Raw genomic sequence first — 22,562 nt, 5'->3', positions numbered from 1 at the left:
GACTTACACTAAGGGTTTAGTAGGGCAATATCTGCAATTATTATAACGAAAGGCTTTATCTTAATATTTTTCATTGTTTCGTTGTAAAACGACAAAAACTTGTAAAGAAACCACTCATTTTGTCAGACTTCAGAAGTCAGAATCCAGAAGTCAGAATTAAGAAGTCAGAATTAAGAAGACTTTGATACCCAAACTTAATAATTTTAATAAAATCAAGAAGTTATAGCACCGTTGACTTTCCAATTATTCTGGATTCTGGCTCCTGACTCCTGAATTCTTATTCATTGTCTCTAATTCGCAGTTGGGTTAACTTAAAACTTTTCTCAAAATGAGTCAAAAATTTAGTATTTCTGGAATTGCGAGTTCTGCTTATGTGCATATACCCTTTTGCAGGCGGCGGTGTTTTTATTGTGATTTCCCGGTGTCTGTTGTGGGCGATCGCTTGCGGGGCGAAACATCTGGTACTATCTCCCAATATGTTGAGGTGCTATGCCAAGAAATTGCCATGACACCAGCATTTGGTCAACCCCTGAAGACAATTTTCTTTGGTGGTGGTACTCCTTCGCTGCTATCAATAGAGCAGTTACAACGTATAGTAGCAGAGCTAGAGAAGCATTTTGGTATTGCTTCTAGGGCAGAAATTTCTATGGAAGTAGACCCAGGCACCTTTGATTTAGCACATATAGCAGGCTATCGCAGTGCAGGCGTGAACCGGGTAAGTTTGGGTGTACAAGCCTTTCAATCAGAATTATTGCAAACGGCGGGGCGATCGCACTCAGTTGAAGATATCTTTGCAGCTGTGGAACTAATCCACCAAGTCGAGATTCCCGAATTTAGTTTAGACTTAATTTCCGGGTTGCCGCATCAGTCTTTGGATCAATGGCAGGATTCCTTAGAAAAAGCGGTGGCGCTTGTACCTACTCACATTTCCATCTATGATCTTACCATTGAGCCAGGTACAGCCTTTGGTCGTTACTACAAACCTGGTGATACTCCTTTGCCGACGGATAAAGCCACAGTCAAAATGTACCAGATGGCGCAACAAGTTTTAACTAGTGCAGGTTATGAGCATTATGAAATTTCCAATTATGCCCAACCTGGCCATCAGTGTCGGCATAATCGAGTTTATTGGGAAAACCGCCCTTATTATGGCTTTGGTATGGGTGCGGCGAGTTATGTTGAGGGGAAACGCTTTAGTCGTCCGCGTAAAACTAGGGAGTATTACCAGTGGGTACAAGCTGGCGGTGTGATTGATTGTGATCTGACTCCCCCAAAGGAAGTATTGTTAGAAACGTTAATGTTGGGGTTGCGTTTGGCGGAGGGTGTGAGTTTGGCGGCGTTGGCGGAAGCATTTGGGGAAGAAAAGGTAGAAGAAATTTGCAGATGTTTGCAAGTGTATTTTGAAAAAGGTTGGGTACAAGTTGCAGAGGGAAGATTGCGTTTGATTGATCCCCAAGGGTTTTTGTTTTCTAATGTGGTGTTGGCGGAGTTGTTTGAGAAGTTGGGGTGATGAATTGCTTATGCATAAAAATCAAGTTAGAAAAGCTGTGATTCCGGTAGCTGGTTTTGGTACTCGGTTGTTTCCAGCTACTAAAGTTGTGAAAAAAGAACTTTTCCCGATTATTGATGGAGATGGTAGGGCAAAACCTGTCATTCTTGCAATTATTGAAGAGGCAATTAGTGCTGGAATTACAGAAGTAGCGATCGTGGCGCAGCCGGATGATCAAGAAATATTTGAAAATTTATTAAAAAATCCACCCAAAAAAGAACTTTTAGAAAAACTTTCACCGCAAAATCAAGAATATAGCCAATATTTGCAAGATTTAGGTAGCAGAATTACCATCTTATTGCAAGAGGAGCAATTAGGCTATGGGCATGCAGTATTTTGTGCCAAAGATTGGGTGCAAGATGAGCCATTTTTGCTATTGTTGGGCGACCACATTTATACATCTGACATTGGAAAATCTTGTGCTAGTCAAGTTTTAGATATTTACGAACAAGTTAATCAAAGCGTTATTGGCTTAACTACAATGTCAGTAGAGATTATTCATAAAGCTGGGTGTGTAACAGGAGTTTGGCAAGATTTAAACTCGATTTTGTCAGTTACACAACTCTATGAAAAACCTACCATTGAATATGCACAACAGCATTTGCGTGTAGAGGGAATGGCAGAAAATGAGTTTTTAGGTATATTTGGCTTGTATTTACTTACGCCGAAAATTTTTGACTTTCTCGAAGAACATATCAATGAAAATTTCCGAGAAGGAGGTGAATTTCAGTTAACATCCTCTCTTGAGAGATTGCATCAGCAAGAGGGAATGACCGGATATGTTGTTAAAGGCAAGTGTTTTGATACAGGATTGCCAGATGCCTATCGTCAGACAATGATTGATTTTAGAAAATTTTGAAGAAGAATACATTCGTCAGAATTCAGAATTCAGGAGTCAGAATCAAGATGCTGGCGGACTCGCTACCGCAACGCTTACAGCAGTCGTACAAAATTCATTCTGAATTCTGATATGATGTCTGCCAAATTACCGATTATAAAAGAATCCCACCCCAACCCCAAGAGCCGGCTCTTAATCGAACCGTAATCAAGAGGTTGTTTGAAAAGTTTTTCGCTGTGACTTTAGGCACTTTTAGATTGTTTCGATAAGTAAGTCGGCGAGAAAAATTCAATGTATATGAAGAAATAGAAATTTAAATCTAGGATGCGTTATGCCGTAGACTAACGCATCCTATATTGAAATTTTTTAATATGGCTTGAAATCTTAACGCCGACTTACTTTAGATTAATTTCAGTTCAATTCGTTTGTCTGGAGCATCTCACTTTTTAAGGTGGCTCAAGCAGACAGTAATCTATTCAGGTAAGCAGAGGGATGAGCTTTGTGTGAAGTTGAAAAGAAAACTAAATCAATCATAAAACTACCTCAAAACTAGCGGTAGTTAGAGCCGGAAAGGAGGTAACACCCAATTGTGCAAATTTACCCCCCGAATTAATATCAGTATCAGCAAAACCATCCGCCGTACCATTGGGGTTATAAAAGAGACTACCATTTTCGCTATTATAAACAATGAACGCACTACTACCTGCTGCGAAACTATCGTTTGTCACTGTGGCAAAGTCTGCGGAATTTAATCTAGTTGGGAAAACCGAGTTAGTCAGAGCGGTAAAGGTAGATTTCGATAGTTGGATCTTGTCTTGATCAGGAGTGAAGTCATTAATAATATCAACTCCGAGTTCCCTAATATCAAACTTTGATCCGGTTGCAAATACAAACTTATCTGAACCTGCACCTCCTGTTAAGATGTCATCCCCGCTATCCCCTTGTAGGTAATCGTTGCCTTTACCCCCGCTCAGAATATCTTTTCCACTACTACCAAAGAGAGTATCATCACCCCTGCCCCCTACAAGGGTGTCGTCATCACTACCCCCATCTATTCTGTCCGCACCAGATCCACCAAAAAGGATGTCATCACCGCTCCCACCATCGATGTAATGGTTGCCAGCAACACCAGAAAGCGAAATACTGTCATCACCACCCCCAGCAAAAATAACCTGATCCCCAGGCGAAAAATCCCGCCGACTAAAGGTATCATCTCCATTTGTCGTAGTAACATCAGTACTGATCACATTTCTGGATTGAGCAATTGCCTCTTTTATGACATCAGCAAGATTCTCACTTTGAGAATCAAGAGTCACTACACCACCTCGACCAAGCTTGGTAACTAGTCCCTGGTAATCGACTGCAACATCACTCGTAGTTAGAAAAATTGGAATAATGTTATTTGCTTCTAGCGCAGTTTTTACTTGTCCAATCTTTGGATAATCTTCATGAGGATCAATTACACTATCTCCATTATTAGGAATAGTATCACTTGGACTAACTGCTGCACGATCTCCGGCAACGTGATAAATACTATCGGTGGCTAGGAAAACAATGCGAAATGAACCTACTCTGTAACCGAGACTGCCACCGCTATCTAAAGCTGTATATAAGAGTGCGTCTAATTGTGATTCAGGCTCATCATTGCCACCAAAAGCTTCAAAGCCAAAGATTTTGTCTTTAACTGTTGTGACATCATTTGTCAAAGGGACTTCTGCTTGATATACATAGTCATCGTAACCTCCAAAAGGCGGAATTGGCTTATCTTTAAAAGAGGCAATACCAAATTTCAGGTCATCACCAAAGATACTCGCTAAAATCGGATTGGTTAACCGATTTACCGTTGCAGGAAGTACGGCTTTTAGCTCGACCAATTCGTTATTATTTGACGCTGTTAAGTCTTGTAGCAGAATAATATCAGATACTGGAGCCATAGTTTATCCCTCAGAGTATTTTACTTAATGGGTTGCATTGCCAAGTGCAGGAACATATTTCAGCTTGATACTAGCAGGATTAATTTATTTAAGATAGTACTTGAACTGAAGAAATATAATCTTTTTCAAAAAATATTTGCTGTGTCCTGACTCAGCCTTGATTACGTTTGTCTGGGGCAAGTTATGCTGAGTTACTTAATTTCGTTGTACCCTACTAAGGTCATGGTTGCAGACTTAACAAGAGAGAATGTCACAAGATATGAGTTAAGCTAAAGTGCGTGAATGGGTCAGCAGTGAAGACAATGCTTTGGATTAGAGGATGAATCAGTATTTTGCAACGGTTGCTCGCGGATTAGAAACCCTCGCGGCTCAGGAGTTAGAGCAACTAGGTGCCCATTCCGTGGAGCCAGGGTTTTGCGGTGTAGCCTTTGAGGGCGATCGCACCCTACTTTATCGCGTCAACCTCTGGGCTAGGCTGCCGTTCCGAATCTTGGTGAATATCCATGAGTTTCCATGCCTTGATGCTAAGGATCTCTATCGCGGCATCCAGAGCATCGATTGGGTAAACTATTTGACGCCAGACATGACGCTGGCGGTGAATACCACAGGCAAAAACGATCATCTGAACCACACCCACTTCACATCGCTCCAGATCAAAAATGCGATCGTTGACCAGCAGCAGGAAAATCTGGGCGAACGTTCAAATGTAGAGCTTCATGACCCAGACGTGCGGATTAATGTTCATATTGAACGCGACTTTTGTACCGTCAAACTCGACAGTTCTGGAAATAGTCTACACCGCCGAGGCTACCGCCCTGCGGTTGGATCAGCCCCTCTCAAAGAATCTCTGGCTGCTGCCCTCATTCAGCTTTCGGGCTGGCAGCCAGACCAGATGTTCTACGATCCTCTTTGTGGATCTGGCACTTTACCCCTGGAAGCTAGCTTAAAGGCACTTAACATCGCACCAGGGCTGTTTCGTGATTGCTTTGGATTTGAAAATTGGCTCGATTTTGACCTGCCCCTTTTAGAAAAGCTGCTCCAAGAAGCTAAGGATAGCCAACTGGATACCCTGACCGCACCTATTTGGGGAAGCGATCGCGATGAAAATATAATTGAGCAAGCGATTAACAATGCTCAAAACTGCGGTGTTGATAACCATGTCTGGTTTTCTCAAATGGAGCTTGCCGATGTTGTCGCCCCCGCAGACAGTGGAGTTTTATTCTGCAATCCACCCTATGGCGAACGGCTGGGGCGAGATAGCGATTTAGGGGCGTTCTATAAACTTTTGGGCGATGTGTTGAAACAACGCTTCAAAGGCTGGACTGCATTTGTGCTGAGTGGGAATAAGGAACTGTCTCAATCGATTGGGCTAAAATCATCCCGGCGGATTGCGGTGTACAACGGAGCGCTGCCTTGTCAGTTAATGAAATATGAACTGTACTAATTTTGCAATTTAGATGAAGGCGATCACTCTCAATAGCCTTATCTAACTGCTAAAATGCAAGAAACAAAGCTAGAGGAAAAGCCATGAGTCTGGCAGTGTTGGACGATATCATCGAAGCCAGTGGCTTACCAGAACGCGAATTTTTGTTAGAAATTGTGATTATGCTGTTCCAACGGGACAAAATAAGCCTGGGAAAGGCTAGTGAATTGATCGGAATGCATCGGATGCAGTTTCAAAAATTACTGGCTGATCGAGGCATTTGTGTTCATTACGACGTAGCAGAATTTCAGGAAGACCTCAAAACATTGCAGGAATCAGGCTGACGATGACCATCGTTAGTAACACTTCGCCAATCTCGAACTTAGCAAAAGTTGGGCAGATTAATCTTTTACAACTACTGTATGAAACAGTTTTGATTCCAACTGCGGTTTATGAAGAACTGCTGGATGAGAGGGCTGGAGAGGATGTTATTACAGCAGTTAAATCAGCAATTTGGCTAAAAATACAAGTAGTGCAGAACCAAGAATTAGTCAGTGAGTTGCGAAATCTGATAAATTTGGGAGAGGCTGAGGCGATCGCTCTTGCTATTGAGGTGAATGCAGCCCGATTACTAATCGATGAGCGTTTAGGTAGACAAGCAGCGACAGATCGGAGATTAAGAATTACTGGGATATTTGGTGTTCTGCTGACGGCAAAGCGACAAGGGTTAATCGCAGCAATTAAACCTGTGATGGATGATTTGGTTGTCAAGGCAAATTTTCGGGTAAGCAGTCAACTGTATGCAGAAGTTTTAATGACAGCTAATGAATAGGTTGATGTCTATACTTTTGTATTGGCTAGATTTGCTCACAATTAATTTCGCAAAATATTTAAGCCGATCGCTCTCAACCCAAAATCGCATTCAATTCTTCAAAATACTTAAAGCCACTGCCTCCGCCACCTTGATACCATCGATACCAGCCGAGAGGATTCCCCCTGCGTATCCCGCTCCTTCACCAGCCGGATAAAGTCCGACTGTATTCAAACTCTGATAATCCTCATTGCGTTTAATCCGAATCGGTGACGACGTGCGGGTTTCCACCCCAGTTAACACGGCATCGTCCATCGCAAATCCTTTAATTTGTTTGTCAAAAGCGGGAAGTGCTTCACGGATGGCTGCGATCGCATAATCTGGTAAACTCTGGCTCAAATCACCTAAATGTACCCCAGGTGTATAAGACGGCTTAACAGTGCCCAATGCCGTAGAGGGGCGATGGTTGAGAAAGTCTCCCACCAACTGCCCTGGAGCTTCATAAGTTCCACCGCCCAACTCAAAAGCCCGTTCTTCCAAACGCCGTTGCAAGTCAATTCCGGCCAAGGCATTTCCCGGATAATCTTCGGGGGTGATGCCCACAACAATCGCACTATTGGCATTACGCTCATTACGAGAGTATTGGCTCATCCCATTAGTGACAAGTCGCCCCGGTTCTGATGCGGCTGCAACCACCAAGCCCCCCGGACACATACAGAAACTATAGACGGAACGACCATTTTGGCAGTGGTGAACCAGTTTGTAATCGGCAGCACCTAAAAGCTTATGACCAGCCTGAGCGCCAAAACGACATTGGTCGATGAGAGACTGGGGATGTTCGACCCGAAAGCCGATGGAAAATGGTTTAGCCTCGATGTAAACCCCGCGATTAAATAGCATTTGGAAGGTATCGCGGGCGCTGTGACCTACCGCCAGAACTACATAATCGCTGGCGATATATTCCCCACTGGCGAGGGTGACTCCCCGCACCTGTCCATTTTCGATATTGATATCTTCCACCCGACTTTCAAAGCGAATTTCGCCGCCGAGGGATTCGATTTTGGCACGCATACTTTGAACGATTCCGACCAGTTTGAATGTGCCGATGTGCGGTTTGTTGATATAGAGAATTTCCGGTGAGGCTCCCGCATTCACTAATTCAGTCAGTACTTTGCGTCCATAATGCTGAGGATCTTTCACCTGACTGTAGAGTTTGCCATCGGAGAATGTACCCGCCCCACCTTCGCCAAACTGGGCATTAGATTCCGGGTTGAAGTCTGATTTTTTCTTCCAAAAGCCAAAAGTATCAACGGTGCGATCGCGAACTTTTTTCCCACGTTCTAAAATGATTGGACAAAAGCCCATTTGCGCGAGCATCAAACCCGCAAACAAGCCACAAGGCCCTGTACCAATGATAATGGGGCGAATCGCCAAATTGTTGGGTGCTTGTGCCACTGGGCGATAACTCATGTCTGGCGTGGCAATCACATGGGGATCTTTTTTCAGGCGCTTGAGTAGATGAGTCTCCTGAGTCGTTTCTACATCCAGAATATAAACAAGGGTGATTTCTCCTTTCTTACGGGCATCGTAGCTACGCTTGAAGATGGAATAGCTGATCAATTCTTCGTCTGTGATTTGCAGCTTTTTGAGGATGGCAGCCTTGATCTCATCTTCAGGATGATCAAGCGGGAGCTTTACTTCTGTTAGTCGTAACATAGCGAGGAGAAATTCATACTATCTTTTAAAATATTAAACAAAATCACCCTGCAACCCTATCCCCTACACCCTCTCAATTATTTTAAGCCAGATCGATGTTAAGTTTATTGACTTGCTTGTTCATTACTCAAACATTTTGATAAAAAATAATATAAAGTAACCTTTTTCAAATATTTTATGTTTTTATTTCCTAATAATTACCGCTAGCGATCGCTACATTGATATTGATAATGTTGTACCGAAAGCCAATAAACAAGTTACAAAAATTTATCCAAAAACAAAGTTATTTACATATAGGGGTTTTCCTGGGAACTCTATTGAGCATCATATTGTTCAGTTGGGTAGCACTCTCGCAGCAACCAGTTACCCTCAATCTGTTAATGACTGCCCCTGATGCCCAACCTTGGAGGCAGGGTTTGATTAGAGACTTCGAGGCTGAGAACCCAGGTATTCGCATTAATCTGGTTGAAGGACCGAATGCCACAAATTTGCTTGAAGACCTGTATACCTCATCTTTTATCTTGGGTGAATCCCCTTATGACCTAATCAATATGGATGTCATCTGGACATCCAAGTTTGCTGCTGCTGGATGGTTGCTACCCTTAGACGATCGCGTTTCTAAAGAGGAGTTGGCAGCATTTTCATCCCAGGATATAGAAGGCGGACGTTACCAAGACAAACTGTACCGCATTCCAGTGCGTTCTGACGTGGGAATGCTCTACTACCGAGAAGATTTAATCAAACAAGCAGGATTCAAACCGCCAGAAACCTTTGATGATTTGATCCAAATTTCCCAAGTATTGCAGAAGAAAAACGAGGTGAAGTGGGGCTATGTTTGGCAGGGTCGCCAATATGAAGGACTTGTGGCCATGTTTGCGGAAGTTCTCGGTGGCTTTGGTGGCTTCTGGGTTAATCCCGACACCCTCGAAGTTGGACTAGATCGACCAGAAACATTACGAGCCATTGAGTTTCTGCGTAGTACGGTTAGGGAAGGCATTTCTCCTCCTGGAGTCACGACGTACCAAGAAGAAGACACCCGGCGCTTGTTTCAAAGTGGTCAAGTAGCATTTTTACGCAGTTGGCCTTATGCGTGGCCTTTAGCCCAGGCAGAAAATTCGCCAATCCGGGGCAAAATTGCGATTAAACCGATGGTTCATGCTCCTGGGAAGACGGGAGCGGCTTGTCTTGGGGGTTGGGGTTTAGGGATTGCTAAATCTTCTCAGCATCCTGAAGAAGCTTGGAAAGCAATTCAATATTTCACCAGTCGGGAAGCACAGCGCCGATTCATTTTCAGTGCAGGCTATGTGCCCAGTCGGCGGGATTTGTTTACAGACCCAGAGATTGTTGCTAAATACCCTCACTATCCGCAGTTATTGGAGGTTGTGGACAATGCAGTTTTACGTCCGCCGATCGCCCAATATGCTCAGACATCAGATATTTTACAGCGTTATCTCAGCGCCGCATTATCCGGTCGGATGAATTCTGAACGAGCAATGCAAGCTGCTGCTGCTGAAACGCGCCGACTTTTGGGGGCAAGGAGATGAGGGAGATGAGGGAGATGAGGGGGAAATAACTAAGATAAATGCCCCATGCCCCATGCCCCATGCCCAATGCCCAACGCCCAATGCCCCATGCCCAATGCCCAATGCCCCATGCCCCATGCCCCATGCCCAATGCCCAATGCCCAATGCCCAATGCCCCATGCCCCATGCCCAATGCCCAATGCCCCATAACAAATGACTAATGACTAATTTATATACACTCAGAAGTCGGGAACAACAGACAGCCTGGATCTTACTAACACCTGCATTGCTGCTGCTGTTGTTTGTATTTGCCTACCCGATTTTACGAGCCTTTTGGTTAAGCGTATTTACTAGAAATCTGGGAACAGAGCTACAACCCGTATTCTCTGGTTTGGACAATTATGTGCGGATGGCGGGGGATGGTCGTTTTTGGCAGAGTTTGTGGGCGACGAGCGTGTTCACAACAGCATCAGTAATCTCAGAACTGCTGCTAGGACTGGGGGTTGCGCTAGTTCTCAATCAGGCGTTTTTTGGGCGAGGTATAGTACGTACAATCGCGATTATACCTTGGGCTTTGCCTACCTCTCTGATTGGTCTGGCGTGGGCTTGGATTTTTAACGATCAGTTTGGGGTTGTGAACGATATTCTACGGCGGTTGGGGCTGATTGAGACTGGGATTAACTGGTTAGGAGATCCAACGCTGGCGATGAGCGCACTGGTTTTTGCTGATGTTTGGAAAACTACGCCCTTTATCAGTATCCTGTTGCTAGCTGGGTTGCAATCGATATCACAAGACCTCTATGAAGCTTACTCGGTCGATGGGGCAACTGCTTGGCAAAGCTTCCGCAATATTACCCTACCACTGCTGCTGCCGCAAATCTTAATTGCAGTGCTATTTCGGTTTGCTCAAGCTTTCGGGATTTTCGACTTGATTGCTGTGATGACTGGGGGTGGACCTGGTGGCGCTACGGAAGTGGTGTCATTGTACATTTACTCCACGGTGATGCGCTACTTAGATTTTGGTTATGGAGCAGCTCTTGTAGTAGTGACATTTTTAATATTGATTGCTGCGGTAGCGATCGCTAGTTTCTTGCTGAACAAATACCGTGCCAAAACATCAGGAACCATTTAACCCATGAGTCTAACTCCACAAGTAGTTCCAACGACTCCAAGACGAACAGGGGGAACCAAGTTTTCTCTCTTAAAAATCTTGCTGCCCATAATAGTTACATTAATAGTACTATTCAGCCTAGCGCCAGCCTTATGGCAATTGCTGACCTCCTTTAAAGTGAATGATGATATTGCCGCCGTTCCGACTGTCTATTTCCCCACACGATTCACTTTCAATCACTACATTGAGTTATTTACCCGTCGTCCATTTTGGCGCTACATCTTCAACAGTGCCTTTGTGTCGATTACTTCCACAGCTGTAGCCTTAGCGATCGGCGCACCTGCGGCTTATGCTCTGGCACGGTTACGCCCTTGGGGTGAACGAGTTATCCTTGCCAGCATTCTAGTCGTTACCTTATTTCCGGGAATTCTGTTGTTCTTAGGACTATTAGAAATTATCCAGGCGCTGAGATTGGGTAACAATTATTTGGCGCTGATTATACCCTATACTGCAATCAATTTGCCGCTAACAATTTTAGTACTTAAAAGCTTTTTCCAACAATTACCAAAAGATTTGGAAGATTCTGCTAGGGTCGATGGTTACAACACATTTCAACTACTATGGCAAATCGTACTACCCATGACTCTTCCCGCCTTGGTGACTACTGGAATTCTCACCTTTATTTTTGCTTGGAACGAGTTTATTTTCGCTCTCACCTTTATGACCCGTGAAGAGTTGAAGACAATTCCCGTTGCTGCTGCTCAGTTGGGTGGTGCGACAATATATGAAATTCCCTACGGGCCGATCGCGGCTGCTACTGTCGTCGGGACGTTACCCCTGATTTTATTAGTTTTGTTTTTCCAGCGCCGGATTGTTCAAGGTCTTACTGCTGGTGCTGTCAAAGGATAAAAATCAAAATGGCTAAACTCGAACTCAAAAACTTAAACAAAACCTATAATCCGAAAGTTGTCCCTGTCAAAGACGTTAGCTTAACTGTAGATAACGATGAGTTTCTCACTTTACTTGGCCCTTCTGGCTGTGGCAAATCCACCGTCCTCCGAATGATTGCGGGACTTGAAGAACCTACTCGCGGTCAGATCAAGATTGGAGATGTGGATGTCACCTATAAGCGAGCAGCCGATCGCAACATTGCAATGGTATTTCAAAGCTATGCACTCTATCCTCACATGACGGTGTACGAAAACCTCGCTTCTGGACTCAAGCTGAAAAAAGTACCACCTACAGAAATTAAACAGCGAGTGGCAGAAGTGGCAGAAGTTTTAGGATTAGCAGAGTTAATGAACCGCAAGCCTGGACAAATGTCTGGAGGTCAACGGCAGAGGGTTGCTGTCGGACGTGCTTTGGTGCGTAATGCCGATGTGTACCTGCTGGATGAACCTTTAAGTAACCTGGATGCACTACTGCGGGAAAGAGTCCGAGCCGATATCAAGCAAATTTTTGCAGCCCAAAAAGTGCCAGTTGTCTACGTCACTCACGACCAAACAGAAGCGATGACGCTCTCCACAAAAGTTGCATTGCTCAACGATGGTTATGTTCAGCAACTTGACCCACCTGAGCGCATCTATAACCATCCAGCTAATCTATTTGTGGCTGGATTTGTTGGTAGTCCGCAAATGAATTTGCTGACTTTACCTTGTAGCGGACAATATGCGCTCCTGGGTAACTTCCAAGTGCTTCTCCCAGATATACCAACTGTACCACCCCAGATTGTTCTGGGAATCCGCCCAGAAGATGTCCGCATTGCTCAACCAGGTGATACCCAGACTATCCAAGGGCGAGTGTTTTTAGTGGAAAACTTGGGTATGCACTATTTGGTTAGTGTTAGAATCGAGGATTCACAAACCGAAGCGATTACGGTACGTGCTTTGTTGCCAACAGACCAAAATTGGAGTGGCGAGGATATTACATTAGCATTGCCCCTTGAGGATATTCACTGGTTTGATGTTCAATCTGGCCATACTCTTGTTAAAAGACAAATGTTAGGTGTCAGGAGCTAGTACTACAGTTGTAGATACCCCAACTCCTGGCTCAAAAAAACAGCGTTGCTATTATAATTCGCAATTTAAGCCAAGCGATCGCTAATAACCCAATACAGTTCAGTTAAGCATTTCTTCCTTCTCTCTGTGTTCTCTGCGCCTCTGTGGTTCGTTAAAAAAATTGACTTTCACAAAGAGTTTTAGCCTTAACACCAAGCGTATTGGCTAATAACCCACAAATTAGTTTTATGTTTTAAAGTAGAAAGTAGTTTGATTGAAAGTGTTTGTTACTAGCAATGAAAGTTTTAGGCTTAGTCCTGCCAGTCCTGTTACTGCTAGGCACGCCTGCTGTGGCAGTTGAGTTCAAAGGACAAAATATTGATGGTCAAAAGCTGCCTGCCAAAGCTTACTATTATGCAACTGGTGGTGTCTACAAAGTTCAAGTGCGCTTTCACAACAGACGAGCCACAATTTACTTTGACGACGGCAACCAAACAACCATACAGTTGAACCAGCAGGTAATTACTGACTCAAAGAATATTGAAGGTTTTGGAAAACTAGGGCAATATCCTGTAAATAGTATATTCAGTGTTGGGTTGGTGTATGACAATAATTGGCTCGGCAGCAGTGATAGTCAATTCCAACAGTCAAATCCGCTAGACGGGTTGTGGAAAATTACTTTGGAGTGAATACTCCCCCACGATAACTTAAACTAATGTCACCAAGAAAAGCAAACAAGACTTCTGAATACACAGTTACTAGAATTGCTTACTCTGTTGGTGAAACTCCATTGGAATTGGTTAAGTTAGCTACTGTATTGGGTGAGTTGCGTTCAGAGTTATGGAACAAATATGGTTCGCTGCAAGCCTGGGGTGTTGACAAAAATACAATCATCAAGAGCATCCGAAAAAAAGCCTTGGATGAAATTTCTATCCGTAAAGGTGGAAAAGTTACGTTAGTAAATGCTGCTTATACCTTACAGGTTGATCATCGCAATGGTACGTTACTAGGAAAACGTCTGGGAGATCAATTCTTCACTTTTGATGGGGTGGTATTACAAGCAGATTACAACGCCGGGAACTGTATCAAATATCGGGGTGATGATTCTGTCATAACTCGGTTTATGAAAAAGGAAGAAGTGCATCGAATATTGGTAGAAAGAACTCGGTCATTCCTTGCAGAGTTAGGTCATAGCTTGGAGTCAGCCGTTTCAATGGGATGGTTAGACCAAAAGCATCTCCTGCAAGGTAAGTCGTCACGTCGTAGGCGGCAGGGTCTAGATACGGTGTCCTCAGACAACTGAATTACTTGACCAGTAATCGGTTGCTACCGTCAATCAGACTGCGAAACTTATGGACAATCGGATACTTAGGATTTATTCTAAATTACTCCGATATGTCGTTACGCCTTTAAAGTAATATCAGCGATCGCAAAAGATGACTAATCTAAGTGCTATTGCTCAAAGCTTTGTAGAAATCCCCCTGACAACTCCCAACAGCAACCAACGCTCTCCCCCCTGCCTTTGGGTGAACAACAGTACTACACCCGAAAACCCCCGACATCACTCGTCAGTATTCGGTCATGCACTTTATAGTCCTAATAGTACTCAGTAGCTTCAGATATTATTAACAAAAATTAGTATTGTACAAATGGTCTAAGAAAGAAAAATTTTGCCAGAGTAGAAGTAAGGCTTTTGATATTTACTCGTGTGTAAATAAAATGACTCAAATATTTAAAGAAACAACCGATAAAGGCAATTATACCCGTGTTGCTCAACTTACAGATGTTCAGGCAGCAGGCAGTTTGTTAGTCCACAGGGAAAAACATACTATTGTTTTGTTTTACTCAGATAATAAAGTTTATGCAATTGATAACCGTTGTCCCCACATGGGTTTTCCGCTACAAGGTAGCACTTGCAAAGATGGTATTGTTACCTGTCCTTGGCATTATGCCCGCTTCGATATTGCTAGTGGTGGAACCTTCGACTCTTGGGCAGATGATGTCCCGGCATTTCCTGTGGAAATCCGTGATGGTGAAGTTTGGGTGAATTTAGCGCCACCAGTTAATCTTGATGCTCACCAACGCCAACGCCTTGAAGATGGTTTAGAGCAGAGTATTTCCTTAGTGATTGCTAAATCAACGATCGCACTGTTAGATATAGGAGTAAATCCGGCTGAACCATTTCAAATCGGGCTAAAGTTTGGCACTCGTTACAACAAAACAGGTTGGAGTACAGGTTTAACTATCCATACCTGCATGATCAATCTACTACCTTATTTGGATGAAGAAGACAAACCCCGTGCTTTATTCCACGGACTTTCGGCAGTAGCTAATGATAGTGCCGGTGCGCCGCCTCTGTTTGTCGTTCAGCCATTACCTAACTCGACAGTTGATTTTCCGACTCTTAAAAGCTGGTTTTGCCAGTTTATTGAGGTACGAGATAGTGAAGCCGCACAAAGATGTCTCGTATCTGCGATTCGCTCAGGGGCTAATTTAAAGCAAGTTGCAGATATGCTGTTTTCATCGGCTACAGATCATCGTTATCTCGACATTGGGCATACCCTTGATTTTATTAACAAAGCACTAGAAGCACTTGATGTTGTCGGTTGGCAAGCAGCAGAATCTGTTCTGGCTAGCTTAGTTTCGGGTTTAGCTAGTGCATCGCGTATGGAAGAATCTAATTCCTGGCGCTACCCTGTAGACTTGGTGGCAATATTGGAGTCGGCTTTTAAGCAATTACCTACTGTTTTAAGTGCGGGAAAATCTCAACGAGGAACTTGGTCAAATTCGGATCAATTAGTACCAATTTTATTAGGTGAAGACCCACAAGCGATCGCCGACTCGCTACTGAATGCCCTACAAGCTGGTTGTACAGAAGAACAGTTGTCAAGTGTAGTTACTTATACAGCAGCACTGCGTGTAGCTCGTTTTCATACTAACAATGACTTTGGAGATTGGAATTCAGCACATCATCCATTTACTTTTGCTAACGCCGTGAATCAAGGATTACGACGAGTCCCAACAGTCGAACTACTCAGAGGTGTGTTTGATGCGGCGATGAGTGTCTATTTGAATCGTTTTTTGAATGTACCACCAGCACGACTGACAGAACCCAAAAACTCCGTTTCAAATCCCGAAGAATTACTCCAGCAGCTACCCGATTTATTAAATCGTCAACAGCAAGTTAACCAGACAGGTCAATTAGTGGCGAATTATTTATATAGTGGTGGCAAGCCTGAAAAACTGATGGCGATGCTAGGGAAAATGATGCTCAGAGAAAACCGTGATTTTCATGTAATTCAAGAAATAGAAGCGGCTTTTCGTCAGTATTCCCTATTAGGTGACACTCCTGCTGGGATTCATGTATTAGTTGCTGCTGCTCGGTATTTAGCAGCCCATTCTCCCACAATGCGATCGCAAGCACAAACCTATCAAATCGCTTATCGGTTAGATAAAGGCGATCGTCTATTCGAGGAATCTTGAGAAGCTTTCGTCTCAAAGCAGAGGATGTGGGCGATCGCAGTGTGCCAGTTGCGTAAGTCCTGAGCCAATAGGAAATTAGGTGATTTCCAGAATAAAAATTACCAGACAAAATCATTCCACCGTAGGGCAAAATGGCTGTTCACCCTCCTAATCGGTAAAATTATTTTGAGAAATCACCTAAGCTCTACTGATTAGATGTTAGTGGAGCAAAATATTAAACATTGGATATCAGGAATGTTTCAAGGGTCAGCGAAGAAAATACTCCCAATTCATCATAATTAGCAATTAGTTGATACATTTCGTAATTATTAATCAACCAATTGGCGATTAGAGAAAAGGGAGTGCCTATACTGATTGAACTAGGACAATTAACAGAAACACCGTCAGGTAAATAGTAATATTTATGCCCTGATCTATGCCAATTAAATTGAGTTACTATTGGTTCGGAAATCTTTAGATTTGGAGTAATAGTCATAGATATCCCTTGCCAATTACCACTAAAATCCCGTTCTGGTAATTGATTTAATTCATCTGACCAATATTTACTAGGTAATCCATTACAATCTTCACGAATATTTGCTGTATGAAATAAATTTACCCTCTCGTCGTAAACAATACCTACACTATGACGTAAATCTTCGTATCGAAAGAATAATTCTATACCAAAAACCGAGTTGGGTTTTAACTTCACTGTTGCCCAACTAGCATGACCGTCAGCAAAGAAATATCCTCGCATCGTCTCGCGTGATGGGTGAAAAAGTCCATTAGATAAGCTATTTGACAGAAAATTAAATTCCCAACTCTCTTGCTTATTTTCGCCATTTGCATAAATATAAGTATTAGTATGAGCGATCTTAGTCTTTTCTGGATTGCTTTTAAAACTTCTCAGACTTTGAAACGATTCTTTGACATCACCTTCTGGTGTATATCGCGTCCAAATTCCATGCCAATTGAGCAAATGGTTAGTCAAGTAATTCCAATTTCGTTCTTTTACATCCATAATATTTGCGTCCTTTGTATATTTAAAATCTCCTTGTTAAAAATAGTATCAATAACTAAGTTTGAGGTTTTTATTTATCAAACAAAAGCACAGATTGAAACATTTACTTACAACCACGATGACTTTCGACCTGAATTTGAGCGGGTGCTAAATGAAGACTTTAGGGTGGTGCGCTCACTACAAGCGAGTGTTGATTCCAAAGCTTATGGTGTACTTCAGCTTGCAGACATTGAATATGGAATTACTCACTTCCATCAAGTGTTGTCGGAGTACTACTAATCTTAGGCGTTACATTAATGTAACTCTGCTGGCAGTAACTTAAGATTCTGTAATAATTCTACCCAAATGCTTGAGGATTCTTAAAACTCCAGATAAATTGTTAAGATATTGGGATCGGGTTGCAAATAGATCGGAAATACCATACTGTTTACCCAAGGTTTTGACAAACAAATAGCTGCTACCATTGGCTATCATGCCATACAGAGGTTGTTCTGGGTTGGGATGAATCGCCATGTAAGCTAATGTCTGGGGAATCGCTAATTCTAAATCAAAAGTCGTCTTTTTTGACTCAATTAGGATAATCCATAATTTACCTTGCAAAACTAAAACATCAATTCTGCCCCGTAAAATCTCATCATTATCTCCTTGTGCAACAATATCGACGGATACCTCGGTTTTAAATCTGTAGGGTGCTTGATAGAAGCCTGCAAGTTCAAGTAATGGTGACAGCACGACCATTTTGACAGTTTCTTCTAAAAGACTTCCATCTGAGATTTGGTACAGATAGTTTTGTCTAACTTGCTCCAATCTTGTCTGCTCTGCTTCACTTAATGCTGGTAAATCTGCCATCCATTCGGTAAAAAATTGACTATCACCACTTAGTCTTAATCCCAGTTTTTCCTCAACTTGGCGAAGGGTGGTAATTTTTTCTGCAATGGCTATGCTTGTGGTCATGATTAAATTTACACTACTTGCCTAATATCAGGATAATTCAATAGTTCCCTGTGGAAATATGACCTAGAGAATACTTTTTCTTGTTGGCATCTGTTTTACATGGAAGCACTGCGTCAATTTGCAATCTGCCACTTTTCGACCATTCCACAACCCTCCATCTGGTGCCTGACAAATTGCTGCCAATGTCGCAATTACAGCATCTAAGTTAGGTAAAACTCGTGCTTCAATCCGACCTAAAGAGGATATGCCCCAAGGCATCAAAGCTGTTTGCAGGAGGCGTAAATCATGGCGGCGCAGAGCTAAATAGTAAGCTAAATTCAAACTGCTGTCCATAAAAGTTGGACGTTGAATATGCGATCGCCATTTGTCAAAAATTGCCTGACCTTCCTGATAAACAATGCTACGAGTAGTTAGATTTGCTTGCTCGTCTCAAAGAAAGTATTTCATGAACGAGTAAGTTCTTTATTAGCTTTACCAGTACTTATTGAGAAGTTACGTTTTTAGTAACAGGAATTTTTCTTTGTATTGTTAAGACTGAGCATGAGGCATGATGCAGGACGTAATTACTAACACTACCCAGCAAAAACTCATTTATTCCACTTAGACCACGACGACCAATGATAATTAAGTCAGCTTTCCAAGTCTGAGCAATTTCACAAATCAAGGGACCAGGAGCGCCAATTTCCTGAACAAATTCCGCATTGACATTTTGGGCGATCGCTTGATTAGTTAGCAATGTCAAAAACTCAATTCCATGTTTCTTTAAAGCTTCCCATTGCCTGACATAGTATTCCACACCACGAGTATGAAAACTTCCATAAATACTATCTGTTTGTAGGCTGAAAAGATTTAGTTCTCCATCCTCGACAGGTGAGATAATATGTAGCAACAACAACTCAGCATTAGTTGCTGTTGCTAAAGACAAGGTTTCTTTAAACACCTGCTGACCAATTTCAGTATCATTTATTGCTACCAAGATTTTATGAAACATTTTTAAAATTCCTCTTCTTAGGTTAATCGCACATGCCTGGTAAGACTTCTAGTTTCTCCTGAAAAATCGTCAGGACATCAGGCTGACATTGTTTGACTAGTGCAACGATATCCCTGGCTTGTTCCTGATATAAGTCTTCAATGTAGCCACTTTTATAAAGTTGTGCCTCTTTTTCACTATCAAAAGGGCCAAAGTAATAAATACAGCGCGGAACATTGGTGTTAATTTCTACCCACCAGGCAAACTCTAACTGATTAGATTGAAATAAATTCATCACGGATACCAATGATTAATTAAACTTGATTTACAAGAGTACGTTTCGCTTTCTTAAACTCGAAATGACAATATATATTTACCACTACCCCACTACCTAATTTTGCAAGCCCTACTTGTACTAGACATCTCCAGCTTGTTCACTACTCAGAAAGCCTTGCTCATCGGGCGATCGCAGGTTAAGTACTGACTTGAATCCTTCTTGGGCAACTTGTGGCAGCTTCTGCGACTTATCTAGCTAACTGTAACTGATTGAAAGGTTTGGTTAATTTTGAAAGCGTGCTTTTTGGTAACTTGATGATGTCATGACGCTGTGAATTCTCAATTCTAACTGGCTAAATACTTGCAATTTATCGTGTTTCAGATTGTTTTCTTTCAGAATCAGGTTAGGCATCTCTTGCCAGCAGTGGCGACAGAACCAGTAGGTTTGTTGTAAGCGAATGTGACGAAGCATTTGGTTTGAACAGCAAGGGCAGTTTGTCATAGAATTGTTGTTTTATTAAAAAAGTTAAACACAAACAGGTAATTTGCTCTTGGCTTCACTATCAACAGCTTTAATTTATAAACATAAAATAAAGAACTAATAAAGATATGAAAGTAGTTAACAAAACTTAATTAGCGTAGGCTAGCAAGAACCGCAGGCATCGCTCTTGTTGTCTAATCCATTAGTGAAGTAAAATCCCAACCCAGCAATTGAGCAACTTGAGCAGGTAGGGTAACTGGATTAAAGGGTTTGAGGATTACACCTGCAACTTGATACTGTCGCAGAATTTGCGAATCTAACCACCGCGCTTTAGCACTGAGCAGGACTACAGGAATAATTTGAGTTTCTGGATTATTTTTTAGTTTATTCATCAACTCAAAACTATCCACATCACGGATTGAGATATCTAATACAATTGCATCAGGACTATGGCGTATTGCATTCTGCAATCCTTCTAATGGAGAATCTGCTGTCACCACATTCCAACCAGCTAAATCTTGGAGGCAAAATTTTACTATCTCACGTACATTCAGTTCATCATCAATGAGCAATATCGTTTTGTCGGTTATATTTACCTCCTCTAGCATATTCATTTCATTTCATATACCATTCCTGTGGTATAAAAGATTTTTATCTATAACCAAAAAAGATAAATTACAAAAATAAAAAACTAATAAAGATAGAGATTTTGTTACAAATCTTAAAAATTAACAAATTCTGGGGGTTTAGCTCCGGTGTCGCTAAATCCCTGTTGCAAAACTGAATTACGAATTACGAATTACGAATTACTTTAATCGTCCCACCCCAGAATGTGAGTAACTTCCTCGCAAATAGAGGTGGGTTCAAAGGGTTTGGTAATCACTCCGGCAATTCCCATCTGGGCGAAACGGGCGCGATCGCCAGAGTCAGCCAGAAATTGATGGCAAACGTAACATTTTTGAAATAATTCGAGTGTAAAGAATAGTATCAATGAAACAAAAATTGTAGCTAAGGGTAGGAGATGAACTGCTGAGTTCTCTGTCCGAAACCCAGTTTCCAAGCTGAATTTGTTTCCTTTTTCTGCACCTTCGCAGACATTAGTGCAATTACCTTAAACTCTCATTGATGCGAAAGGTATCAATAATTTTTCATAAAAATGCTTCTTACTGCATTGTACAAACAGATTACAAAGACTGAACCTCTCAGTTTTGAGACATAACTTTACTCAATTGAACAAATTTAGGAGACTGGATTAATGTTAGATGCCTTTACCAAGGTTGTTTCCCAGGCGGATACTCGGGGTCAGTTAGTCAGTAACGAGCAAATTGATGCTTTGTTGGCTGTGGTTAAAGATGGTGCGAAGCGCACCGATGTTGTGAACCGTATTACAAGTAACTCTTCAGCGATCGTCACCAATGCAGCTCGTGCATTGTTTGCAGAGCAGCCCCAGTTGATTGCTCCTGGTGGAAATGCTTACACCAACCGTCGGGTTTCTGCCTGTATGCGCGATATGGACATCATCCTGCGCTATGTCACCTATGCGATGTTCCTGGGAGATTCCAGCGTTCTGGACGATCGCTGTTTGAATGGTCTGCGTGAAACTTATTTGGCTTTGGGTGTTCCTGGGCCTTCCACAGGAATCAGCATCATCAAAATGAAGGAAGCTGCCATTGCGATCGCCAATGATCGTAACAATATCCAACCAGGTGACTGTAGCTCTTTGATGGCTGAATTATCCAGCTACTTTGATCGGGCGGCAGCAGCAGTAGGCTAACAGTCTGTAGGCTCACACACATTTTTTCAGACAAAATTCTCAAGTGCTTGTCACCTTTTCAAGCAGACGTTCCAGCTAAAGCTCTTTGGCGCTAAAGCTTTGTCCAATTAAAACTTTTCTGAAACACTAGGAAAATATCATTTAAATGAAAACACAATTGACTGAAGCGGTTGGATCTGCTGATTCTCAAGGTCGTTACTTAGGCAACGTCGAACTTCAAGTTGCATTTGGTCGCCTGCGCTTGGCTACCGCAGACCTGGAAGCAGCAAAGGATCTGGGTTTGAAAGCTCAACAGTTGGCTGAAGGTGCTGCGAATGCAGTCTACCAAAAGTTCCCATATACCACCACTATGCAAGGCAACAACTATGCCTCTGATGGTCGGGGCAAAGCTAAGTGCTTACGCGACATCGGCTATTATGTGCGGATAATTCAATACTGTCTGATTGCAGGGGGTACGGGTCCTGCTGATGATTACATGTTGGCAGGTCTAGCTGAAATGCACAGCAGCTTTGAATTGGTTCCCAGTTGGTATGTTGAAGCGCTCAAGTATATCAAGGCTAATCATGGTTTAACAGGTGATCCTGGACTTGAGATCAACTCCTACATTGACTACATCATCAACGCACTCTAGTAGTCTGTCAAGTCAACTTTGCTTGGTTGTCAGCAGAGGAGCAGAGGAAAAAAGACTGGATATTTGCCTCTTTTCTGCTCCTCTGCTTCGC

27 protein-coding genes and 1 pseudogene are annotated in these 22,562 nt (G+C 42.5%); 17 read left to right on the top strand and 11 right to left on the bottom strand.

The annotated features are described in order from the left end of the window. The first annotated feature begins 328 nt into the window (after positions 1–328). Entirely contained in the window at positions 329–1,510 is a 1,182-nt protein-coding gene (gene hemW / locus V7L05_RS19140) for a radical SAM family heme chaperone HemW (protein WP_335166276.1), read from the top strand. A 10-nt stretch (positions 1,511–1,520) separates the two neighbouring features. Further along, a complete protein-coding gene (locus V7L05_RS19135; RefSeq protein ID WP_335166274.1) occupies positions 1,521–2,408 on the top strand; it encodes a UTP--glucose-1-phosphate uridylyltransferase in 888 nt (295 codons plus the stop codon). Between the two features lie 509 nt (positions 2,409–2,917). Here the strand turns inward: V7L05_RS19135 and V7L05_RS19130 are convergent. Next, the gene (locus V7L05_RS19130; RefSeq protein WP_335166272.1) at positions 2,918–4,321 is read right to left on the bottom strand and encodes a hypothetical protein; all 1,404 of its coding nucleotides are present in this window, start codon (positions 4,319–4,321) and stop codon (positions 2,918–2,920) included. Positions 4,322–4,640: 319 nt separating this feature from the next. Here V7L05_RS19130 and V7L05_RS19125 point away from each other — a divergent pair, with 319 nt between their 5' ends. The 3 genes from V7L05_RS19125 (at position 4,641) to V7L05_RS19115 (ending at position 6,576) form a co-directional block, all read left to right on the top strand. After that, the gene (locus tag V7L05_RS19125) at positions 4,641–5,765 is read left to right on the top strand and encodes a THUMP domain-containing class I SAM-dependent RNA methyltransferase (RefSeq protein WP_335166270.1); all 1,125 of its coding nucleotides are present in this window, start codon (positions 4,641–4,643) and stop codon (positions 5,763–5,765) included. Between the two features lie 83 nt (positions 5,766–5,848). Next, positions 5,849–6,088: a UPF0175 family protein gene (locus tag V7L05_RS19120; protein WP_335166268.1), complete on the top strand. Its 240-nt coding sequence runs from the start codon at positions 5,849–5,851 to the stop codon at positions 6,086–6,088. 2 nt (positions 6,089–6,090) lie between these two features. Then, a complete protein-coding gene (locus V7L05_RS19115) occupies positions 6,091–6,576 on the top strand; it encodes a DUF3368 domain-containing protein (RefSeq protein ID WP_335166266.1) in 486 nt (161 codons plus the stop codon). 90 nt (positions 6,577–6,666) lie between these two features. Here V7L05_RS19115 and V7L05_RS19110 read toward each other — a convergent pair whose 3' ends face one another. Continuing rightward, positions 6,667–8,271, bottom strand: a complete 1,605-nt coding sequence (locus V7L05_RS19110) for an NAD(P)/FAD-dependent oxidoreductase (RefSeq protein WP_335166264.1) — start codon at positions 8,269–8,271, stop codon at positions 6,667–6,669. Between the two features lie 230 nt (positions 8,272–8,501). Here V7L05_RS19110 and V7L05_RS19105 point away from each other — a divergent pair, with 230 nt between their 5' ends. From V7L05_RS19105 to V7L05_RS19065, 9 genes are all read left to right on the top strand, one after another. Beyond that, positions 8,502–9,815: an ABC transporter substrate-binding protein gene (locus V7L05_RS19105; protein WP_335166263.1), complete on the top strand. Its 1,314-nt coding sequence runs from the start codon at positions 8,502–8,504 to the stop codon at positions 9,813–9,815. 38 nt (positions 9,816–9,853) lie between these two features. Continuing rightward, positions 9,854–10,015 (top strand): hypothetical protein, encoded by a 162-nt coding sequence (locus V7L05_RS19100; protein WP_335166261.1) that lies wholly within the window; start codon positions 9,854–9,856, stop codon positions 10,013–10,015. After that, positions 10,015–10,926, top strand: coding sequence for a carbohydrate ABC transporter permease (locus V7L05_RS19095; RefSeq protein WP_335166260.1), 912 nt, complete (start codon positions 10,015–10,017; stop codon positions 10,924–10,926). The genes V7L05_RS19100 and V7L05_RS19095 overlap by 1 nt, the downstream gene beginning before the upstream one ends. 3 nt (positions 10,927–10,929) lie before the next feature. Further along, complete coding sequence (locus tag V7L05_RS19090) at positions 10,930–11,814, top strand: carbohydrate ABC transporter permease (protein WP_335166258.1); 885 nt, start codon at positions 10,930–10,932, stop codon at positions 11,812–11,814. Between the two features lie 8 nt (positions 11,815–11,822). Beyond that, on the top strand, positions 11,823–12,923 hold the full coding sequence (locus V7L05_RS19085; protein WP_335166256.1) for an ABC transporter ATP-binding protein: 1,101 nt from the start codon (positions 11,823–11,825) through the stop codon (positions 12,921–12,923). Positions 12,924–13,198: 275 nt separating this feature from the next. Beyond that, positions 13,199–13,591, top strand: a complete 393-nt coding sequence (locus tag V7L05_RS19080) for a hypothetical protein (RefSeq protein ID WP_335166254.1) — start codon at positions 13,199–13,201, stop codon at positions 13,589–13,591. Between the two features lie 26 nt (positions 13,592–13,617). Next, complete coding sequence (locus V7L05_RS19075; protein ID WP_335166253.1) at positions 13,618–14,205, top strand: hypothetical protein; 588 nt, start codon at positions 13,618–13,620, stop codon at positions 14,203–14,205. Positions 14,206–14,338: 133 nt separating this feature from the next. Further along, positions 14,339–14,515, top strand: a complete 177-nt coding sequence (locus V7L05_RS19070) for a hypothetical protein (RefSeq protein WP_335166251.1) — start codon at positions 14,339–14,341, stop codon at positions 14,513–14,515. 106 nt (positions 14,516–14,621) lie between these two features. Continuing rightward, entirely contained in the window at positions 14,622–16,385 is a 1,764-nt protein-coding gene (locus V7L05_RS19065) for a Rieske (2Fe-2S) protein (protein ID WP_335166250.1), read from the top strand. Between the two features lie 214 nt (positions 16,386–16,599). Here the strand turns inward: V7L05_RS19065 and V7L05_RS19060 are convergent, their stop codons facing one another. Further along, positions 16,600–17,385: a DUF3598 family protein gene (locus V7L05_RS19060; protein WP_335166248.1), complete on the bottom strand. Its 786-nt coding sequence runs from the start codon at positions 17,383–17,385 to the stop codon at positions 16,600–16,602. A gap of 33 nt (positions 17,386–17,418) precedes the next feature. On the opposite strand from V7L05_RS19060, the gene V7L05_RS19055 reads away from it, so the two are divergent. Continuing rightward, positions 17,419–17,664 carry a hypothetical protein gene (locus V7L05_RS19055; protein ID WP_335166246.1) on the top strand — a complete coding sequence of 82 codons (246 nt, stop codon included), beginning with the start codon at positions 17,419–17,421 and terminating at the stop codon, positions 17,662–17,664. Between the two features lie 39 nt (positions 17,665–17,703). Here V7L05_RS19055 and V7L05_RS19050 read toward each other — a convergent pair whose 3' ends face one another. The 8 genes and pseudogenes from V7L05_RS19050 to V7L05_RS19015 all read right to left on the bottom strand — a co-directional run bounded on the left by V7L05_RS19050 (position 17,704) and on the right by V7L05_RS19015 (position 21,126). After that, the gene (locus V7L05_RS19050) at positions 17,704–18,339 is read right to left on the bottom strand and encodes a type I restriction enzyme HsdR N-terminal domain-containing protein (RefSeq protein WP_335166244.1); all 636 of its coding nucleotides are present in this window, start codon (positions 18,337–18,339) and stop codon (positions 17,704–17,706) included. Between the two features lie 63 nt (positions 18,340–18,402). Next, entirely contained in the window at positions 18,403–18,672 is a 270-nt protein-coding gene (locus tag V7L05_RS19045; RefSeq protein ID WP_335166243.1) for a hypothetical protein, read from the bottom strand. 148 nt (positions 18,673–18,820) lie between these two features. After that, a complete protein-coding gene (locus V7L05_RS19040) occupies positions 18,821–19,330 on the bottom strand; it encodes a universal stress protein (RefSeq protein ID WP_335166242.1) in 510 nt (169 codons plus the stop codon). A 22-nt stretch (positions 19,331–19,352) separates the two neighbouring features. Continuing rightward, positions 19,353–19,604, bottom strand: coding sequence for a DUF1816 domain-containing protein (locus tag V7L05_RS19035; RefSeq protein WP_335166241.1), 252 nt, complete (start codon positions 19,602–19,604; stop codon positions 19,353–19,355). A 135-nt stretch (positions 19,605–19,739) separates the two neighbouring features. Continuing rightward, positions 19,740–19,823, bottom strand: a pseudogene (locus V7L05_RS19030) (phosphatase); the annotation flags it as partial. Between the two features lie 45 nt (positions 19,824–19,868). Beyond that, on the bottom strand, positions 19,869–20,057 hold the full coding sequence (locus tag V7L05_RS19025; protein WP_335166240.1) for a hypothetical protein: 189 nt from the start codon (positions 20,055–20,057) through the stop codon (positions 19,869–19,871). Between the two features lie 203 nt (positions 20,058–20,260). Then, a complete protein-coding gene (locus V7L05_RS19020) occupies positions 20,261–20,680 on the bottom strand; it encodes a response regulator (protein ID WP_335166239.1) in 420 nt (139 codons plus the stop codon). Between the two features lie 197 nt (positions 20,681–20,877). Continuing rightward, positions 20,878–21,126, bottom strand: coding sequence for a hypothetical protein (locus V7L05_RS19015; protein ID WP_335166238.1), 249 nt, complete (start codon positions 21,124–21,126; stop codon positions 20,878–20,880). 195 nt (positions 21,127–21,321) lie between these two features. Between V7L05_RS19015 and V7L05_RS19010 the strand changes: the two genes are divergently transcribed. Both V7L05_RS19010 and V7L05_RS19005 read left to right on the top strand, forming a co-directional pair. Beyond that, positions 21,322–21,840, top strand: coding sequence for a phycocyanin subunit beta (locus V7L05_RS19010; RefSeq protein WP_335166237.1), 519 nt, complete (start codon positions 21,322–21,324; stop codon positions 21,838–21,840). Between the two features lie 145 nt (positions 21,841–21,985). Next, entirely contained in the window at positions 21,986–22,471 is a 486-nt protein-coding gene (locus tag V7L05_RS19005) for a phycocyanin subunit alpha (protein ID WP_335166236.1), read from the top strand. The last annotated feature ends 91 nt before the right edge of the window (positions 22,472–22,562 follow it).

Origin of the sequence: Nostoc sp. (assembly GCF_036917755.1) — a bacterium.
In the GTDB taxonomy this organism is placed as follows: Bacteria; Cyanobacteriota; Cyanobacteriia; order Cyanobacteriales; family Nostocaceae; genus Nostoc.
The sequence above is the reverse complement of the archived record's forward strand: the minus strand, read 5'-3'. Positions and strand labels throughout refer to the sequence as shown.

Excerpts from the sequence above, each read along its gene's own strand:
- V7L05_RS19010 (WP_335166237.1), top strand. The coding sequence starts at position 21,322 with ATGTTAGATGCCTTTACCAAGGTTGTTTCCCAGGCGGATACTCGGGGT.
- V7L05_RS19040 (WP_335166242.1), bottom strand. The coding sequence starts at position 19,330 with ATGTTTCATAAAATCTTGGTAGCAATAAATGATACTGAAATTGGTCAG.
- V7L05_RS19065 (WP_335166250.1), top strand. The coding sequence starts at position 14,622 with ATGACTCAAATATTTAAAGAAACAACCGATAAAGGCAATTATACCCGT.
- V7L05_RS19130 (WP_335166272.1), bottom strand. The coding sequence starts at position 4,321 with ATGGCTCCAGTATCTGATATTATTCTGCTACAAGACTTAACAGCGTCA.
- V7L05_RS19115 (WP_335166266.1), top strand. The coding sequence starts at position 6,091 with ATGACCATCGTTAGTAACACTTCGCCAATCTCGAACTTAGCAAAAGTT.
- hemW (WP_335166276.1), top strand. The coding sequence starts at position 329 with ATGAGTCAAAAATTTAGTATTTCTGGAATTGCGAGTTCTGCTTATGTG.
- V7L05_RS19105 (WP_335166263.1), top strand. The coding sequence starts at position 8,502 with ATGTTGTACCGAAAGCCAATAAACAAGTTACAAAAATTTATCCAAAAA.
- V7L05_RS19110 (WP_335166264.1), bottom strand. The coding sequence starts at position 8,271 with ATGTTACGACTAACAGAAGTAAAGCTCCCGCTTGATCATCCTGAAGAT.
- V7L05_RS19125 (WP_335166270.1), top strand. The coding sequence starts at position 4,641 with ATGAATCAGTATTTTGCAACGGTTGCTCGCGGATTAGAAACCCTCGCG.
- V7L05_RS19005 (WP_335166236.1), top strand. The coding sequence starts at position 21,986 with ATGAAAACACAATTGACTGAAGCGGTTGGATCTGCTGATTCTCAAGGT.
- V7L05_RS19050 (WP_335166244.1), bottom strand. The coding sequence starts at position 18,339 with ATGACCACAAGCATAGCCATTGCAGAAAAAATTACCACCCTTCGCCAA.
- V7L05_RS19135 (WP_335166274.1), top strand. The coding sequence starts at position 1,521 with ATGCATAAAAATCAAGTTAGAAAAGCTGTGATTCCGGTAGCTGGTTTT.
- V7L05_RS19085 (WP_335166256.1), top strand. The coding sequence starts at position 11,823 with ATGGCTAAACTCGAACTCAAAAACTTAAACAAAACCTATAATCCGAAA.
- V7L05_RS19045 (WP_335166243.1), bottom strand. The coding sequence starts at position 18,672 with ATGGACAGCAGTTTGAATTTAGCTTACTATTTAGCTCTGCGCCGCCAT.
- V7L05_RS19025 (WP_335166240.1), bottom strand. The coding sequence starts at position 20,057 with ATGCTTCGTCACATTCGCTTACAACAAACCTACTGGTTCTGTCGCCAC.
- V7L05_RS19090 (WP_335166258.1), top strand. The coding sequence starts at position 10,930 with ATGAGTCTAACTCCACAAGTAGTTCCAACGACTCCAAGACGAACAGGG.
- V7L05_RS19095 (WP_335166260.1), top strand. The coding sequence starts at position 10,015 with ATGACTAATTTATATACACTCAGAAGTCGGGAACAACAGACAGCCTGG.
- V7L05_RS19100 (WP_335166261.1), top strand. The coding sequence starts at position 9,854 with ATGCCCCATGCCCCATGCCCCATGCCCAATGCCCAACGCCCAATGCCC.
- V7L05_RS19080 (WP_335166254.1), top strand. The coding sequence starts at position 13,199 with ATGAAAGTTTTAGGCTTAGTCCTGCCAGTCCTGTTACTGCTAGGCACG.
- V7L05_RS19035 (WP_335166241.1), bottom strand. The coding sequence starts at position 19,604 with ATGAATTTATTTCAATCTAATCAGTTAGAGTTTGCCTGGTGGGTAGAA.
- V7L05_RS19020 (WP_335166239.1), bottom strand. The coding sequence starts at position 20,680 with ATGAATATGCTAGAGGAGGTAAATATAACCGACAAAACGATATTGCTC.
- V7L05_RS19070 (WP_335166251.1), top strand. The coding sequence starts at position 14,339 with ATGACTAATCTAAGTGCTATTGCTCAAAGCTTTGTAGAAATCCCCCTG.
- V7L05_RS19075 (WP_335166253.1), top strand. The coding sequence starts at position 13,618 with ATGTCACCAAGAAAAGCAAACAAGACTTCTGAATACACAGTTACTAGA.
- V7L05_RS19120 (WP_335166268.1), top strand. The coding sequence starts at position 5,849 with ATGAGTCTGGCAGTGTTGGACGATATCATCGAAGCCAGTGGCTTACCA.
- V7L05_RS19060 (WP_335166248.1), bottom strand. The coding sequence starts at position 17,385 with ATGGATGTAAAAGAACGAAATTGGAATTACTTGACTAACCATTTGCTC.